A 15054-nucleotide genomic window follows, 5' to 3' on the forward strand; every position below is an offset into this window, starting at 1 on the left:
GAGTCCGATGAAGCGGGAACGATCTCCCGCTTCGATGGCAACTGCTTGTTTGTCATGTAAATCCTCCAGGGACATATTGTCCACTATTTGGATGTCCATGAATCCCGGACCCTCTCAACCTGACCCCAGCTGTTATTTCGAGATGCGCAGGATCGCCGAGGCCAGGCGCGAGAAGCACGGCGTCAGGTCGGCCGTGGTGGCGGCGTAGCAGTACATGCCGACCGGCTTCTCCGGGTCGTAGCAGCGCGATGGGGCGTCGGCCACGTTGGCCATGCACTTGAGGACGTTCTCGCCGACTTCCTTGTCGAAACCGGTCTTGCTCTTGAGCTGCCCCATGCCCAGCGTGAACACATAGATGCCTTCGTCGCGCGCCCTGGCTGCCACGGCTTCGGGGAGATTGCGCGCGGCACGGGTGATGTTTTTCCAAGCGTCCGTATCGCTGGCCAGGCTGGCAGTCACCTCGCGCGGCCCGGCCGTCACGATCGGGAATTCTTTCTTGTTGTCGTGCGCGTCGTACCAGTCAGGCAAACCCTTGACCGTGGTCCTGATTTTCTTGTTGCTCACGGCACTGCAGCCGCTGGTGATCAGCGCGTCTTGCATGGCGGGTTCGTACAGGCCGCTGGGCGCCACGTCGTTGTGGGCAAGCACGCCGGGGCGGGTACAGTCCGCCGGGTTATTGAACTTCAGGGAAGAACCGAACGCCGTCGGCGCGCCATCCGAGAAGAACACGATCACGCGCAGGCTCGAGCGCGACAGCAGGGGAATCTTGTTGAGTTCATTGCGCGCATGCCACATGCCCTCGACCGACGCAGTGTTGCCGACGAACTTGAAGCCGTCGATCTTGCCGACCATGGCGTTGCGGTCGAAGCCGCGGTCTTCTACGGCGATCGGGTTGTCGACGACGGCGCCAGAGGCGAAGTGAATCAGCCCCACCCGGTCCTGCTCCACGCTGAACTTGTTGAGAAAACTCTTCGCCGAGGCCCGCACCGCGGCGGCCGAGGTTGACAGCGAACCCGAGGTATCGACCACGAAAGCCATGTCCAGGTCCTTGCGGATGGTCTGGGCATACGCCACCGGATTGAGCGCCGTGAAACCCATCAGCTGCATCACCGACACCGGCATCGGCGCCTCGGCATGCACGTCGACGGTCACCTGGCCCTTGTCGAAGGAGACGCCGGTACTGAGCAGCTTGGGGCGCGACATCAGGTAGTTCTCGGGAATGTTCGCGGCGAAGAAGGTGGCGGCGGCTTTTATCGCGCTGGCCCTTTGTTCGGTCTCGTTTTTCCCGGCCGGGACGGCGCGCGCGCCGGCCAGGGCGGCGGAGTCGACGGCGGCGTTCAGGCGCGCCTTGACCAGGTAGGCCAGGCCGCCGTCGACGATCAGTCCCACGAGGGCCAGCAGGACCAGCATCGCCAGGACGACCATGACAAGAACGGCGCCGCGCTGCTTTCGGGGCTGGCGTTGGAGTAGTGGATGCATGTCAGAACACCGTCATCGAATACAGGTCGGGCCCGATGGTGGGCAGGCTCAGGGAGTCCATCGAGAACGAGGTCATGAACATGTCGAATTTGTAGAAGGTTTCGACCACGTAGACCACTTCGCCATCGCCCAGCTTGCCGTCCATGACGGCCGAGGCGGGGCGGTTCTTGCTGTTGATGCCGCTGCACAGGCCGGCGTTCCAGGCCGGGCAGGCAAAGATCCGGCTGGCCGGGGCGTAGCCGCTGGCGCGGTAGCCGAGATTGCGCGCGGCGTCGTCCCAGCGGTACTGGTCGACCACCACGCTGCGCGAGGCGCCGCCGCTGGTCACGCCCATCACGCGCGTGATGTACACCATGCCCCGCTGCTGCACGTTCAGCGGCGGCGCGCTGGCCATCAGCGCATAGATGATGTCCTGGCTGCCGGTCTCGAGCTGGGTGCCGCCGCGCGCCACCAGGTTCGCGCCTTCGCGCCCGATGTTGACCATGATGATGTTGGCCTGCAGCGCGCGGGCGGCGTCGATCATGCCGAACAGGAGCAGCATCAGCAGCGGCAGCACCAGGGCGAATTCGACGGCGGCCAGTCCGCGCTGGCGGGGCAAGGGAAAGCGGCGCATCATGGGAAGTACTCGTTGCGCATGGTGGCGGCTACCGCGAAATGGTATTTGCCGCCGCTGAAAAGGCTCGACAGCAGCGGCGTGGTCACGACCCAGTCGCAATCGAGCTGCAGCACGATGAGGCTGCCCGGCGCGCCGAACATGCCGCTGGTGTATGCGGTGCTGGCGTAGGACTTGCCGTTCACCGAGATGACCGGCGCCAGCCTGTCGTACATGCCCAGCGAATTGTCCTTGATGCTGGCGATGACGGCCGCGTAGCGCTGCTGGCTGCCGGTGTTCGGGTCGAGGTTGCGCTGGCCGGTAATGGCATAGCGCGCGCCTTCGCGCACCGCGTACTGCATCGTCAGCGTGGCGAAGAACATCATGCTGAATTCGACCAGGGCCAGCAGGATCAGCAAAAACACGGGCGCCACGATCGCCATTTCGACGACTGTGGCGCCAGATTGACGGCGGGGTACCGATAATTTCATTTTTGGCACGACTTCAGTAGGCTTTTGGTTGGGCATGCGCTAAGCTTCTGGATTCTACAGGGCAAGAATTGCTTGCCGTACATTTTCTTCCTGCGATTTTTAGCCGCTGTCGGTACAGAACAACATGGGTTGGTTTCAAAGCATTGTTTCTTTCGGCGACCGGATACCAGATCGCTCCCCGCAACACGCCGCCGCCACGGCCCCTCAACGCCCGGTCTCGCCAGACGCCGAAGCCTGGATGGTGTTCGGCATGCGCCTGCTGCTGGCGCTGTCGGCGCTGCTGACGCTGCACATCGGCGCCGACAGCGTGAACCTGACCGGCCGCTGGTCGTGGCTGATCTTCGTGGCCTATGTCCTGCACAGCCTGACCCTGCTGGTGGTGGCGCGCTCGCGCGCCGGCTTCTGGCATGGCCCGGTGATCTACTGGGTCGACATCGGCTGGTACGGGATGATGGTGTACGCCAGCGGCGGTGCGCCCAGCCCCTTCTTTTCGTTCTTCTTCTTCGCCATCCTGGCGGCGTCGTTCCGCCACGGCTTCGACGCCGGCGCGCGCCTGACCCTGGGCGCCGCCGCTCTGGTCCTGGGCACGGTGCTGGCCACGCAGGGCGTGCGCACGCTGCACCTGCTGCTGCTGCGCACCACCTTCCTGCTGGCGCTGGGGTACATGATCGCGTTCTGGGGCGGGCTGTCGGTCGACCAGCGGCGCCGCCTGGCGCTGCTGCGCGATGTCAGCCGCCTGTCGAACCCGCGCTTCGGCGTCCAGCACACGCTCGATTCGCTGATGGCGAAGATCCTGCGCTTCTACGGCGGCAGCACCTGCGTGCTGCTGATGCAGGACCCGAAAGGCGGCTGGACCCTGCATACCGTGCACCACCCGCGCAGCGGCCGCGCCCTCAGCCGCATGCACACCGACGAGGCGGCGGTGCAGCCGCTGCTGGCGTTGGGCGACGGCGCCACCATCCTGTACCGCGGCAGCGGGCGCCGCTGGCTGCCCGGCGCCGCCTGCGCCGAACGGATCGGGGCGGAATCGGCGTGGGAGGCCATCGATCCGGCGGCCTGCAGCCAGGTCGCCGACCTGCTCGATACCGACGCCTTCATCAGCGCCACCCTGCCGCTGCGCAAGGGCAGCGGGCGCATCTTCGTGACTTCGGCGCCGGGCTTGCGGCGCAGCGACGCGACCTTCCTGAACCACATCGCGCAGCAGGCCTTCCCGGTCATCGAGACCATCGACCTGCTCGACCGCCTGGCTTCCGAGGCCGCCTTCCGCGAGCGCCAGACGATCGCGCGCGACCTGCACGACAGCACCATCCAGCCCTACATCGGCCTGCGCCATGCGGTGGCGGCGATCCGCCAGCAGGCCGGCGACAGCAGCACCGTCGCGCCCGACCTGGAACGCCTGATGGAGATGTGCAGCGGCGTCATCGGCGACATGCGCGAATTCGCTCAGCGCTTCCGCAACGGCCGCCAGGAAGAACCGGAACTGCAGATCGCGCTGCGGCGCCAGTTGAACCAGGTGCGCGCCTTTTACGACGTGCATGTTACCCTCGACGCCGGCGGCGCCCCCGGCATCAATGACCGCCTCGCGGCCGAGGTGTTCCAGATCGTGGCCGAAGGCGTCAACAACATCTGCAAGCACACGCGCGCGCGCAACGGCCGCGTGCTGATCGGCCAGGAAGACGGCCTGCTGCTGATCGACATCAGCAATCCGGCCGACGGCGCCGCCGGCGCGGTTTTCGCGCCGCGCTCGATCGCCGAGCGGGTGGCGGCCATGGGCGGCACGCTCGCCGTGGAAGCCGGGGCGCAGCAGACCGTGCTGCGCGTGCGCGTGCCGATCTGAACAAAGTAACCGGAGAAAGAATGGGTATCCGCATCCTGCTGGTGGATGATCACAAGACCATGCTGTGGGGCCTGGAGCGCCTGGTGCAGGCCGAAGGCGCTGCATTCGACCTGGTCGGCAGCGCCGGCGACCCGGCCCAGGCCCTTGCGCTGTGCGCCGAACTGAAGCCCGACATCGTCCTGCTCGACCTCGACCTGAAAGGCAGCAGCTCGCTCGACATCCTGCCGCAGCTGCTGGCCAACGGCATCACGCGCGCCGTGATCCTGAGCGCGAACCGCGACCAGGCCACCCTGGCCGCGGCGGTCAAGCTGGGCGCGCGCGGCGTGGTCAGCAAGGAGGCGCCGACCGAGGACGTGCTGGCCGCCGTGCGCAAGGTGCATGGCGGCGAATTCTGGCTCGAACCCGGGCTGATGCAGGCCCTGCTCGGGCAACTCACGGCGCCGGCGCCGCGCCCCGATCCGGAAGCGGCGCGCATCGCCTCGCTGACCGCACGCGAGCGCGAAGTGATCGGCATGATCGTGCAGGGCAAGGGCGCGCTGAACAAGGAACTGGCCGAGCGCGCCTTCATTTCCGAGCGCACCCTGCGCAACCACCTGACCGCCATCTACGCCAAGCTGGGCGTTGCCAACCGCCTCGAACTCTACGTCTACGCCACCCGCCACAGCCTGTCCTGAGCCGCGCCGCCGCGCACATCTGGCCGCCTGGGACATTTGTCCCAGATGCGCCTGCCCGGAAGTCCTACAAAAAAAGGGAGATTTGACGGATGTGCCGATCCGGGCGCATTCGTATCATTCTTTCCATGCGCTGCGTATCGGTTCATGCGGTACGGCGGCAACAGGACAGGAGCGAAAGTGTACGACAAGGAAGACAGCCCGGAACAGCACGCGTACGACCGTACGGGCACGCCAACCATGTCGTATGTCGTCCTGATCGTCCTGGTCGTGGTTGTCGGCTTCATCGCGGCAATGGCCGCATGGACCAGCGCATAAGACGAGCAACCTTCCAAAACCATAGGACCCACAATGAACTTCATCAAAAACTTCATCCAGGAAGAAGACGGCGTTACCGCCATCGAATACGCCCTGATCGCTTCGCTGGTCGCCGGCGTCATCATCGGCGCCGTCACCCTGCTGGGTGGCAACATCAACACGATGTTCCGCGCCCTGGCCGCCAAGATCTCGACCACCGTCAAGTAATCGCCGTATCCGGCGCCTCGCGGCGCCAGGGGAATCCGGGCCGGCCACCTGGCCGGATTCCCGGGCTTCCCACCCTCCCCGCTTGTCCGTTTTCCTCTCCGGAGTCCGCCTTGTCTTCCCTGCTGCCCATGATGCTGCTGTTTGCGCTGCTCGGCGCCGCCGTCTGGCACGACGTGCGTGCGCGCCGCATCCCGAACGCCGTGGTCTTTCCCGGTGCGCTGGCGGGACTGGCCCTGCACGCCCTGCTGCCGGCCGGCGCGGGTCTCGCGGGCCTGTTCGGCAGCCCGATGGGCGGGCTCGGCCTGGTTTCCGCGCTCGGCGGCCTGGGCCTGGGCCTGGCCGTCCTGCTGCCGATGTACGCGCTGCGCCTGATGGGCGCGGGCGACGTCAAGCTGCTGGCGATGGTCGGCGCCTTTGTCGGCGCCGGCCAGATCCTGGCGGTGGCCCTGGTGACCCTGGCCGCCGGCGGCATCCTGGCCCTGGCCTTTGCCGCCGCCCAGGGCAAGCTGCGCAGCCTGCTCGGCAACGCCTGGCAGATGATGGTGTTTACCGGCATGTCCGGCCTCACGGGCCGCCCGCTGGTGGCCGCCCCGAGCGCCGCCAGCGGCCGCCTGCCTTACGCGGTGGCGATCGCCGCCGCCAGCATTGCCTGCGTCCTGTGGCTGCGCGTCTTCGGAAAGCTGCCGCTGTGAACGATGTATCCGCCGCACACGCCGTGGCGCCGGCCGACGCGCGCGCTCCGCGCACGGTCGAAGACACCGGCCTGCCCTTCCTGTTCCTGGCCGAATTGATCGCCAAGGTCCTGCACCGGCGCGGCCAGCTGCGCCTGCCCGAACTGGCCGCGCACCTGAAGCTGAACGTGAGCGTGATCGATCCCCTGATCGCCTTCCTGCGCGCCGAAAAACTGGTCGAGGTCGCGCGCCTGGGCAACAGCGGCACCGACGCCGATCTGTCCTACTTGCTGACCGAAGCCGGCCGCGCGCGCGCCGCCGCGGTCCTGGCGCGCAACGCCTATGCCGGCCCGGCGCCGGTAACGCTGGCCGCCTACGCGGCCCAGGTGCGGGCCCAGAGCCTGGCCGGCATGCAGGTCACGCGCGCGCACATGAACGCCGCCTTCGAGGGCGTGGTGATCAATCCGCAGGTGCGCGACCAGCTCGGCGCGGCCATGAACTCGGGCCGTGCCCTGTTCCTGCACGGCCTGGCCGGCAGCGGCAAGACCTTCCTCGCCGAACGCCTGCACGCGCTGCTCAGCGGCGCCATCGCCCTGCCCTACGCCCTGATGGTCGACGGCGAGACGATTCCCCTGTTCGACCCGGTCCAGCACCGCGCCATCGACGCGCCCCCGGCCGGCGACAGCGCGGGCGGCGGCATCGACCGCGGCAGCGCGCCGGATTTGCGCTGGGTGCGCAACCTGCGCCGCCCGGCCGCACTGGCCGGCGGCGAGCTCACGCTCGAGATGCTCGACCTCGGCTTCGACCCGCACACCCGTTTATATGTGGCGCCGCCGCACCTGAAGTCGAACAACGGCATCTTCATCATCGACGATCTGGGGCGCCAGCGCTGCACGCCGGATGCGCTGATGAACCGCTGGATCGTGCCGATGGACCGCGGCGTCGACTACCTGACCCTGCACACCGGGCACAGCTTCCAGGTGCCGTTCGACGTGATCGTCGTGTTTTCGTCGAACTTCGTGCCGCAGCGCCTGTCGGACGGCGCCTTCCTGCGCCGGCTCGGCTACAAGATCGAGGTGCCGCCGGCCTCGGAAGACGAATACACGCGCCTGTTCGCCCAGGCCTGCGCCGAGGCCGGCATCCGCTTCGACGCCGCCGTCTTCGACTACCTGCTCGACTGCCACCGTGCCTGCGGCGTGCCGCTGCTGGCCTGCCACCCGCGCGACCTGGTGCGCCAGCTGCGCGACCTGGCGCGCTACGAAGAACGCGCGCCGGAACTCGACCGCCGCGCCTTGGACTGGGCCTGGAATAACTACTTTGCCGCCGGCTCCCCGTCCGGCTGCCCGTTGCAACTGGAACGCCGCGAACGCGGCACGATGGAGAAAGACTGATGCGTAACTCGAGAGCACTGCTGATTATCGGCGTGGCCCTGTTCCTGGCCCTGGCCTCGGTGCTGGTGGCCGCCAAGTGGATGAGCGAACAGGGCGGCGCCGGCACCCGCGTGGCCGTGGCCAGCGCCGACATCGTCCAGGGTTCGAAGCTGGCCGAGGAAAGCGTGCAGCTGGCCGAATGGCCGGCCGGCTCGGTGCCGCCGGGCGCCATCACCGACCTGAAAGTCCTGGAAAACCGCATCGTGCGCAGCGACGTCGCGCGCGGCGAACCGATCCTCGAATCGAAGCTGGCCCCGCCCGGCACCACCGGCGGCCTGTCGGCCGTGGTCGCCACCGGCAAGCGCGCCATGACGGTGCGCGTCAACGACGTGGTCGGCGTGGCCGGCTTCGCCCTGCCGGGCAACTATGTCGACATCCTGGTCAACCTGGAAAGCACGGCGCTCGACAACGGCGCGCGCCAGCCCTCGATCTCGAAGATCGTGCTCGAGCGCATCCTGGTGCTGGCCGTGGCCCAGGAATCGAACCGCGACGACTCCAAGCCGCGCGTGGTGAATGCCGTGACGCTGGAGCTGGCCCCGGACCAGGTGGAAAAGCTCGATCTCGCGCGCAGCATCGGTTCGCTCTCGCTGGTGCTGCGCAACCAGGTCGACCCGCAGCCGGCCAACACCAGCGGCGCCACCCGCGAGTCGGTCCTCGGCCTGCCTGAAGCCAAGCCGGCCCCGGTGGCCGCCGCGGCGCCGGCGCCGGCCGTGCAGGCGCCGGCCGCCCCGGCCCGCCCGCGCCCCGCCTCGCCGCGCAACGACGGCGTCCTCGTGATCCGCGGCCTCGACGCCGCTCCGCAAGCATTCAACTGAAGAACACCATGACCTTCCAGACCAACAAGACCCTGCTGGCCTGCGCAATGGCGCTGGCCGCAGGCGCCGCTTCGGCTGCGAATCAGGCCGCCAGCCAGCCAGCCGCGCCGGCCAATTGCATCGACCTGCGCGGCCAGGGCGAGGTGCGCAGCCTCGACCTGGTGCGCGGCAAGTCCGTGCTGAAGCGCTTCTGCAGCCCGGCCTCGCAGGTGACCGTCGGCGCGCCCGGCATCGCCAACGTGGTGGTGCCGAATGCCAGCGAAGTCGTGATCGTCGCGCGCAGCGTCGGCAGCACCAACCTGATCGTCTCCACCCGCGACGGCCGCTCCACCGTGATCGACCTGAACGTCGGCCTCGATACCGCGCCGCTGCGCGCCCAGTTCGAGAGCCTGTTCCCGGACGAAAAGGATATCCGCATCGGCACCAGCGGCAATGCCCTGGTCCTGTCGGGCATGGTGACCGATTCCGCCGTGGCGAGCCAGCTGATCGCGCTGGCGACGGCTTACCAGGAAAGCGTGGCCCAGGCCGCCGGCGGCGGCGCGGCGGCAGGCAGCCCGCCGGCGGCGGGTGTGTCCGGCGCGGCCGGCGCGGCGCCTGCAGCGGCCGCGGCGCCGACCGTGCTGAACATGCTGGCCATCGCCGCGCCGCAGCAGGTCATGCTGGAAGTGAAGATCGCCGAAGTCTCGAAGTCCCTGGTCGACCAGCTCGGCGCGAATGCCCTGTACAGCAAGATCAACGGCAGCTGGACCTACGGCATCCTGTCGAACTTCCTGACCGGAGCCGGCGGCAGCCTGGGCGGCAGCAAGAGCACCGGCACCAAAGGGCTGCAGATCGACGGCGAGAACCGCGACGGCCTGGTGAAAATCCTGGCCGAGCCGACCGTGATGGCGATCAGCGGCCAGGAAGCGAGCTTCCTCGCCGGCGGCAGGATCTTCATTCCGGTCACGCAAAGCGGCCTGGGCAACGGCGCCGCCATCACCCTCGAGGAAAAGGAATACGGCGTGGCCGTGAAGTTCACGCCGACCGTGCTCGGGGGCGGGCGCATCAACCTGCGCGTGGCGCCGGAAGTGTCGGAACTGAACCGCGAAGGCGTGGGCTTCAGCGCCGGCGGCTCGAACGCCACCTCGATCCTGCCGGCCTTTACCACGCGCCGCGCCACCACCACCGTGCAGCTGCAGGATGGCCAGAGCTTCGTCATCGGCGGCCTGATCCGCAACAACGTCACCAGCAACATCAAGCGCTTCCCCTTCCTGGGCGAAGTGCCGGTGCTGGGCACCCTGTTCCGCAGCAGCGACTTCCAGAACGACCGCAGCGAGCTGGTGTTCGTGGTAACGCCGCACCTGGTCAAGCCGCTGCAGGACGTGCCGCGCCTGCCGACCGACGAATACGTGCCGCCGAGCCGCGCCCAGTTCCTGCTGGGCGGCAAGCACGAAGGCAGGGCCCGCCCCGCCGCCGCCCCCAAAAAGGACAAGCCATGAACCGTATCTTCCCTATCGCCGCCCTCGCCTTCGTTGCCATCCTTGCCGGCTGCGCCGGCGGCAGGACGAGCGCCACCAGCGGCACGACGGTACGCGCCGCCTTTGCCAGCCAGGTGCTGCATCCGCGGCCCCAGGCCCAGCCCGAGCGCGGCACGGACGGCGCCGCCGCTGCCGCTGCGTATGCGAATTACCAGCAGTCGTTCGCGACGCCCACGCCGCAGTCCGACAGCCCGACCTTCGGCAACAGCTCCGGCAAATAAGGAAGCACCGTGAAAATCGCCATTCTTTCGCGCGACGAGCGCAACCTGATCGATTTGTCGCGCCAGCTGCGCGCGCGGCCGGGCCTGGACGAAGTCGACATGATCTCGGGCACGCCCGCGCGCCTGTCGACCCTGGCCGACGAAGCCATTCCCGACGTGCTGGTCGTGGACCAGCCGCGCCTGGACGAGGACGACCTCGGCCAGCTCGAGCGCCTCGGCCACCTGTTCCCGCGCATGGCCTTCGTAGTGCTGTCGGCCGACCTGTCGCAGGACTTCCTGCTGCGCGCGATGCGCGCCGGCGTGCGCGAAGTGCTGCCGGCCATGCCCGGCGCCGCCGTCCTCACCCAGACCATCGACCGCATCGCCGAAAAATTGGGCAGCCAGGGCGGCGCCCAGGGCAAGGTGCTGGCCTTTATCTCGTGCAAGGGCGGCAGCGGCTCTACCTTCCTCGCCACCAACCTGGCCTATGCCCTGGCGAGCGGCGGCAGCAAGCGCGTGGCCCTGATCGACATGAACCTGCAGTTCGGCGACGCCTCGCTGTTCGTCTCCGACACCAAGCCGCTGGCCACCCTGTCCGACGTGGCGCTGCAGATCCACCGCCTCGACCCCTCGTTCCTGGCCTCGAGCATGGTCGCCGTCACGCCCAACTACGGCATCCTGGCCGCGCCATCGGACCCGGCCCATGCCAGCGACGTGAAGCCCGAGCACATCGACGCCATCGTCAAGCTGGCGCGCCGCCAGTACGACTTCATCGTGCTCGACGTCGGCCGCAGCCTGGACCCGGTGAGCATCCGCGCACTCGACCACGCCGACACCATCTACCCGGTGCTGCAGATGACGCTGCCCTACATCCGCGACGGCAAGCGCCTGCTCACCGTGTTCCGCAATCTCGACTACGGCAAGGACAAGGTCGAACTGATCGTGAACCGCCACGACAAGAACAGCGACATCCGCATGAAGGACCTGGAAGCGGCCTTCGACACGAGCACCCTGCGCACCGTGCCGAACCACTACGACGCCGCCGCGAAATCGGTGAACCAGGGCGTGCCGGTGACGCGCCTGGCGCCCGACAGCCCCTTGAGCGCGGCCCTGCTGGACATGGCGCGCGGCCTGACCGGCGAAGCGGCGCCGGCGCCGAGCGCCAGCCTGGTGTCGCGCCTGTTCAACCGCCGCGCCACCGACAAGAAAGAACTGCCGCGATGAACCTCCCCGCTTATTCGCTGCGCGAACGCCTCGGCAACAGCGCGCCGCAGCCGAACGCCCAGCGCGGCGCGATCGACAACCGCGCCTACCACCAGCTGAAAAGCCGCATCCACGAAGCCCTGCTCGACCGCATCGACCTGGAGAGCATGCAGCGCCTGTCGCAGGACCAGATCCGCGCCGAGCTGCGCCTGCTGGTAGAACGCCTGCTGGAAGAAGAGCTGGTCGTCATCAACGACGCCGAGCGCAAGACCCTGACGCGCGACATCCAGAACGAGATGCTGGGCCTGGGCCCGCTCGAACCGCTGCTGGAAGACCCGACCGTGTCCGACATCCTGGTCAACACCCACAAGCAGGTGTACGTGGAGCGGCGCGGCAAGCTGGAGCTGACCGACGTCACCTTTACCGACGAAGCCCACCTGATGAAAATCATCGACAAGATCGTCTCGCGCGTGGGCCGCCGCATCGACGAATCGAGCCCGATGGTCGACGCGCGCCTGCCGGACGGCTCGCGCGTGAACGCGATCATCCCGCCGCTGGCGATCGACGGCGCCGTGATGTCGATCCGCCGCTTCTCGGCCGACCCGCTGCGCCTGGCCGACCTGGTCTCCTACGGCAGCCTCACCGCCGACATGGCCGAGGTGCTGCAGGGCCTGGGCAAGGCCAAGGTGAACATTTTGATCTCGGGCGGCACCGGCTCCGGCAAGACCACCATGCTGAACGTGATCTCCGGCTTCATCGGCGCCAACGAGCGCATCGTGACGGTGGAAGACGCGGCCGAACTGCAGCTGCAGCAGCCGCACGTGGTGCGCCTGGAAACCCGCCCCGAGAACATCGAGGGCAAGGGCGAAGTCACCCAGCGCGCGCTGGTGCGGAACGCCCTGCGGATGCGCCCCGACCGCATCATCCTGGGCGAGGTGCGCGGCGCCGAGGCGCTCGACATGCTGGGCGCAATGAACACCGGCCACGAAGGCTCGATGGCGACCATCCACGCGAATACCCCGCGCGACGCCCTGACGCGCCTGGAAAACATGATCAGCATGGCCGCCGGCACGCTGCCGCCGAAGGCCATGCGCCAGCAGATCGCCTCGGCGGTCGGCGTGGTGGTGCAGGTGGCGCGCCTGACCGACGGCAAGCGCCGCGTGCTGTCGATCTCGGAAGTGACGGGCATGGAAGGCGACGTCATCACGATGCAGGAGATCTTCGCGTACAAGCAGACCGGCGTGCTTGATGACGGCACCGTGATCGGCCACGCCAGCGCCACCGGCGTGCGTCCGCGCTTCGCCGAGCGCCTGCGCACCTTCGGCGTGAACCTGGCGCCGCAGGTCTTCGAGCCGCGCTGAACACGGGCCGACGCGCATGGACATCACCTTCCTTCTTTTCGTCGTGCTGCTGTTCGCGGCCGTCCTGCTCCTGATCTGGGGCGTGTACGTGGGCTGGCTGGCGCACCGCAGCCCGGAAGCCGAGCGCATCGCGCGGCGCCTGCGCAGCGTGATCGGCAACGAGACGCGCCAGGACGACATCACCATCGTCAAGGAACGCCGCCTGAGCGACAACCCCGAGCTGGACGCGCTGCTGCGGCGCCTGCCCGGCACGCGCCGCCTGGACCGGATGCTGATGCAGGCCGGCTCGCGCCAACTGGTGGCGCGCCAGCTGGCGTTCTGCGCGGGCGGCCTGGCGGCCGGGCTGGTGCTGGGCATGGTGCTGGGCCTGCCCGGCATCGCGCTGTTGCCGCTGGCGCTGGGCGTGGCGGCCCTGCCGCTGATGCGCCTGGCGCAGGCGCGCGACGCCCGCCTGGCGCGCTTCGAACTGCAGCTGCCCGACGCGCTCGACATGATGAGCCGCGCGATGCGCGCCGGCCATGCCTTCCCGACCGCGCTCAAGCTCGTTGCCGACGAAGTGCCGGCGCCGCTGGGCGAGGAATTCAAGACCGCCTTCGACGAAGTCAACTTCGGCATCTCGATGGGCGACGCCCTGAACGGCCTGGCCCAGCGCCTGCCCAGCATGGACTTGCAGTACTTCGTGGTGGCGGTGCTGATCCAGCGCGAGAGCGGCGGCAACCTGACCGAGCTGCTGTCCTCGATCAGCGCGATCATCCGCGACCGCCTGAAACTCGTCGGCCAGGTGCGCGTGCTGTCAGCCGAGGGACGCATCTCGGCCTGGGTGCTGTGCCTGCTGCCTTTCGGCGCGGGTTCGGTGATGACCCTGGCAAACCCGGAGACGATGAGCGTGCTGGTGACCGACCCGGCCGGACGCAAGATGCTCGGCGCCGCCGCCGTGATGATGGTGGTCGGGGTGCTGGCGATCCGCAAGATCATCCGTATCCGCATGTAAGAAACAAAGGCAACGACCATGACGAAGTCCCAGATCCTGATGCTGGCCCTGATGTTCCTGCTGGTGTTCGGCGCCGCCGTGCTGGCCATGCTGCTGCTCACGCGCGACCCGGTCAAGGCGCGCCTGTCGACGCTCGACGAGCGCGATGCCGGCTCCCCCGCCGATGCCGAGCCGGACAAGGGCTGGCTGGTGCGCCTGGCGCGCCTGGCCGCGCCGCTGGCGCGCCTGTCGGTGCCGGCCGAAGGCTGGGAAGGCTCGCCGGTGCGCCTGCGCTTCATCAACGCCGGCTGGCGCGACCCGTCCACGCCCGGCCTGTTCCACGCCGGGAAGACCGCCCTGACCCTGGGCCTGCCGCTGCTCGCCTTCCTGCTGCTGCCGCACGACCCCGAGCGCCCGCTGGTCTTCACCTTCCTGGCGCTGGTGGGCTCGGCCTCGGTCGGCTACTACGCGCCCGACATCGTGCTCAAACGCCGCATCGCGCGGCGCCAGCGCGATATCTTCGAGACTTTCCCGGATGCGCTGGACCTGATGACGGTGTGCGTCGAAGCCGGCCTGGCAATGGACGCGGCGCTGGCCCGGGTCGGCGCCGAGATCGGCCTGAAGTCGCCGGTGCTGGCCGAGGAGCTGCAGCTGGTGACGCTGGAAATGCGCGCCGGCAGCGGCAAGGAAAAGGCCCTGCGCAACCTGGCCCTGCGCACCGGCGTCGAAGACGTCGACGCCCTGGTCAAGATGCTGATCCAGGCCGACCGCTTCGGCACCAGCGTCGGCACCGCCCTGCGCGTGCAATCGGAACAGCTGCGCACGCGGCGGCGCCAGCTGATCGAGGAGAACGCGGCCAAGATCGCGACCAAGATGCTGTTCCCGCTCATCTTCTTTATCTTCCCGGCGCTGCTGGTGGTCCTGCTGGGACCGGCCTGCCTGCAGATCCTGCGCTCGGTGATTCCGGTGGCTGCGGGCATGGAGTGACCCGCGTACCGGTGATGCCGCGCCATGCGATGTGACGGATATGGCATCCCGTACGGTGGGCACTCCGTGCCCACGCGGTACGAGCGCTTCCTCGCACTACGTACCGTGACTTGTCGCCCGCTATCGGTCATCCTGGCCACGGGTCGTCGTCCATCGCATGCTTTGCGAGCGACACCTCGCCGCAGCGGACTCCGGCCACGTGCGTACCGCGTGGGCACGGGGTGCCCACCGTACGGGATACGCCAATGGCTCCGTCGAACGTTTCACCATCCGCGCACCCGCGTCGCATCCCCGCCTCATGTATC

The 15054-nt window shown here is 68.3% G+C and carries 16 protein-coding genes; 13 read left to right on the plus strand and 3 right to left on the minus strand.

Annotated elements, in window-relative coordinates; all coding sequences use genetic code 11:
- Nucleotides 1–132: 132 nt before the first annotated feature.
- Genes LK540_RS09950 through LK540_RS09960 form a run of 3 tightly spaced genes read right to left on the minus strand, consistent with a single transcriptional unit; the run spans nt 133 to nt 2562 of the window.
- Nucleotides 133–1479, minus strand: a complete 1347-nt coding sequence (locus LK540_RS09950; RefSeq protein ID WP_229437143.1) for a VWA domain-containing protein — start codon at nt 1477–1479, stop codon at nt 133–135.
- 1 nt (nt 1480) lies between these two features.
- Nucleotides 1481–2095, minus strand: a complete 615-nt coding sequence (locus tag LK540_RS09955; RefSeq protein ID WP_229437144.1) for a TadE/TadG family type IV pilus assembly protein — start codon at nt 2093–2095, stop codon at nt 1481–1483.
- Entirely contained in the window at nt 2092–2562 is a 471-nt protein-coding gene (locus tag LK540_RS09960) for a TadE/TadG family type IV pilus assembly protein (RefSeq protein WP_229437145.1), read from the minus strand. The genes LK540_RS09955 and LK540_RS09960 overlap by 4 nt, the downstream gene beginning before the upstream one ends.
- A 124-nt stretch (nt 2563–2686) precedes the next feature.
- On the opposite strand from LK540_RS09960, the gene LK540_RS09965 reads away from it, so the two are divergent.
- The 13 genes from LK540_RS09965 (at nt 2687) to LK540_RS10025 (ending at nt 14749) form a co-directional block, all read left to right on the plus strand.
- The gene (locus LK540_RS09965) at nt 2687–4399 is read left to right on the plus strand and encodes a sensor histidine kinase (RefSeq protein ID WP_229437146.1); all 1713 of its coding nucleotides are present in this window, start codon (nt 2687–2689) and stop codon (nt 4397–4399) included.
- Between the two features lie 20 nt (nt 4400–4419).
- Nucleotides 4420–5073 (plus strand): response regulator transcription factor, encoded by a 654-nt coding sequence (locus LK540_RS09970; RefSeq protein ID WP_229437147.1) that lies wholly within the window; start codon nt 4420–4422, stop codon nt 5071–5073.
- Nucleotides 5074–5250: 177 nt separating this feature from the next.
- The gene (locus LK540_RS09975) at nt 5251–5388 is read left to right on the plus strand and encodes a hypothetical protein (protein ID WP_229437148.1); all 138 of its coding nucleotides are present in this window, start codon (nt 5251–5253) and stop codon (nt 5386–5388) included.
- Between the two features lie 33 nt (nt 5389–5421).
- The gene (locus LK540_RS09980; protein ID WP_229437149.1) at nt 5422–5595 is read left to right on the plus strand and encodes a Flp family type IVb pilin; all 174 of its coding nucleotides are present in this window, start codon (nt 5422–5424) and stop codon (nt 5593–5595) included.
- Nucleotides 5596–5705: 110 nt separating this feature from the next.
- Entirely contained in the window at nt 5706–6287 is a 582-nt protein-coding gene (locus LK540_RS09985) for a prepilin peptidase (RefSeq protein WP_229437150.1), read from the plus strand.
- A complete protein-coding gene (locus LK540_RS09990) occupies nt 6284–7657 on the plus strand; it encodes an ATP-binding protein (RefSeq protein WP_229437151.1) in 1374 nt (457 codons plus the stop codon). Before LK540_RS09985 ends, LK540_RS09990 begins: the two co-directional genes overlap by 4 nt.
- Nucleotides 7657–8511: a Flp pilus assembly protein CpaB gene (gene cpaB / locus LK540_RS09995; protein WP_229437152.1), complete on the plus strand. Its 855-nt coding sequence runs from the start codon at nt 7657–7659 to the stop codon at nt 8509–8511. Before LK540_RS09990 ends, cpaB begins: the two co-directional genes overlap by 1 nt.
- Before the next feature lie 8 nt (nt 8512–8519).
- A complete protein-coding gene (locus LK540_RS10000; RefSeq protein WP_229437153.1) occupies nt 8520–9989 on the plus strand; it encodes a type II and III secretion system protein family protein in 1470 nt (489 codons plus the stop codon).
- The gene (locus LK540_RS10005) at nt 9986–10249 is read left to right on the plus strand and encodes a hypothetical protein (protein WP_229437154.1); all 264 of its coding nucleotides are present in this window, start codon (nt 9986–9988) and stop codon (nt 10247–10249) included. The genes LK540_RS10000 and LK540_RS10005 overlap by 4 nt, the downstream gene beginning before the upstream one ends.
- A gap of 9 nt (nt 10250–10258) precedes the next feature.
- Nucleotides 10259–11452, plus strand: coding sequence for an AAA family ATPase (locus tag LK540_RS10010; protein ID WP_229437155.1), 1194 nt, complete (start codon nt 10259–10261; stop codon nt 11450–11452).
- Entirely contained in the window at nt 11449–12792 is a 1344-nt protein-coding gene (locus LK540_RS10015) for a CpaF family protein (protein WP_229437156.1), read from the plus strand. Before LK540_RS10010 ends, LK540_RS10015 begins: the two co-directional genes overlap by 4 nt.
- Before the next feature lie 16 nt (nt 12793–12808).
- Complete coding sequence (locus LK540_RS10020) at nt 12809–13783, plus strand: type II secretion system F family protein (RefSeq protein ID WP_229437157.1); 975 nt, start codon at nt 12809–12811, stop codon at nt 13781–13783.
- 18 nt (nt 13784–13801) lie between these two features.
- A complete protein-coding gene (locus tag LK540_RS10025) occupies nt 13802–14749 on the plus strand; it encodes a type II secretion system F family protein (RefSeq protein ID WP_229437158.1) in 948 nt (315 codons plus the stop codon).
- Nucleotides 14750–15054: the final 305 nt, after the last annotated feature.

The sequence above is a fragment of the Massilia sp. IC2-278 genome (genome assembly GCF_020708045.1).
Taxonomy (GTDB): Bacteria; Pseudomonadota; Gammaproteobacteria; order Burkholderiales; family Burkholderiaceae_D; genus Telluria.

Bases quoted from the DNA above. Each gene is read 5' to 3' on its own strand.
- LK540_RS09950 (WP_229437143.1), bottom strand. From the start codon at position 1,479: ATGCATCCACTACTCCAACGCCAGCCCCGAAAGCAGCGCGGCGCCGTT.
- LK540_RS09955 (WP_229437144.1), bottom strand. From the start codon at position 2,095: ATGATGCGCCGCTTTCCCTTGCCCCGCCAGCGCGGACTGGCCGCCGTC.
- LK540_RS09960 (WP_229437145.1), bottom strand. From the start codon at position 2,562: ATGAAATTATCGGTACCCCGCCGTCAATCTGGCGCCACAGTCGTCGAA.
- LK540_RS09965 (WP_229437146.1), top strand. From the start codon at position 2,687: ATGGGTTGGTTTCAAAGCATTGTTTCTTTCGGCGACCGGATACCAGAT.
- LK540_RS09970 (WP_229437147.1), top strand. From the start codon at position 4,420: ATGGGTATCCGCATCCTGCTGGTGGATGATCACAAGACCATGCTGTGG.
- LK540_RS09980 (WP_229437149.1), top strand. From the start codon at position 5,422: ATGAACTTCATCAAAAACTTCATCCAGGAAGAAGACGGCGTTACCGCC.
- cpaB (WP_229437152.1), top strand. From the start codon at position 7,657: ATGCGTAACTCGAGAGCACTGCTGATTATCGGCGTGGCCCTGTTCCTG.
- LK540_RS10000 (WP_229437153.1), top strand. From the start codon at position 8,520: ATGACCTTCCAGACCAACAAGACCCTGCTGGCCTGCGCAATGGCGCTG.
- LK540_RS10005 (WP_229437154.1), top strand. From the start codon at position 9,986: ATGAACCGTATCTTCCCTATCGCCGCCCTCGCCTTCGTTGCCATCCTT.
- LK540_RS10015 (WP_229437156.1), top strand. From the start codon at position 11,449: ATGAACCTCCCCGCTTATTCGCTGCGCGAACGCCTCGGCAACAGCGCG.
- LK540_RS10020 (WP_229437157.1), top strand. From the start codon at position 12,809: ATGGACATCACCTTCCTTCTTTTCGTCGTGCTGCTGTTCGCGGCCGTC.
- LK540_RS10025 (WP_229437158.1), top strand. From the start codon at position 13,802: ATGACGAAGTCCCAGATCCTGATGCTGGCCCTGATGTTCCTGCTGGTG.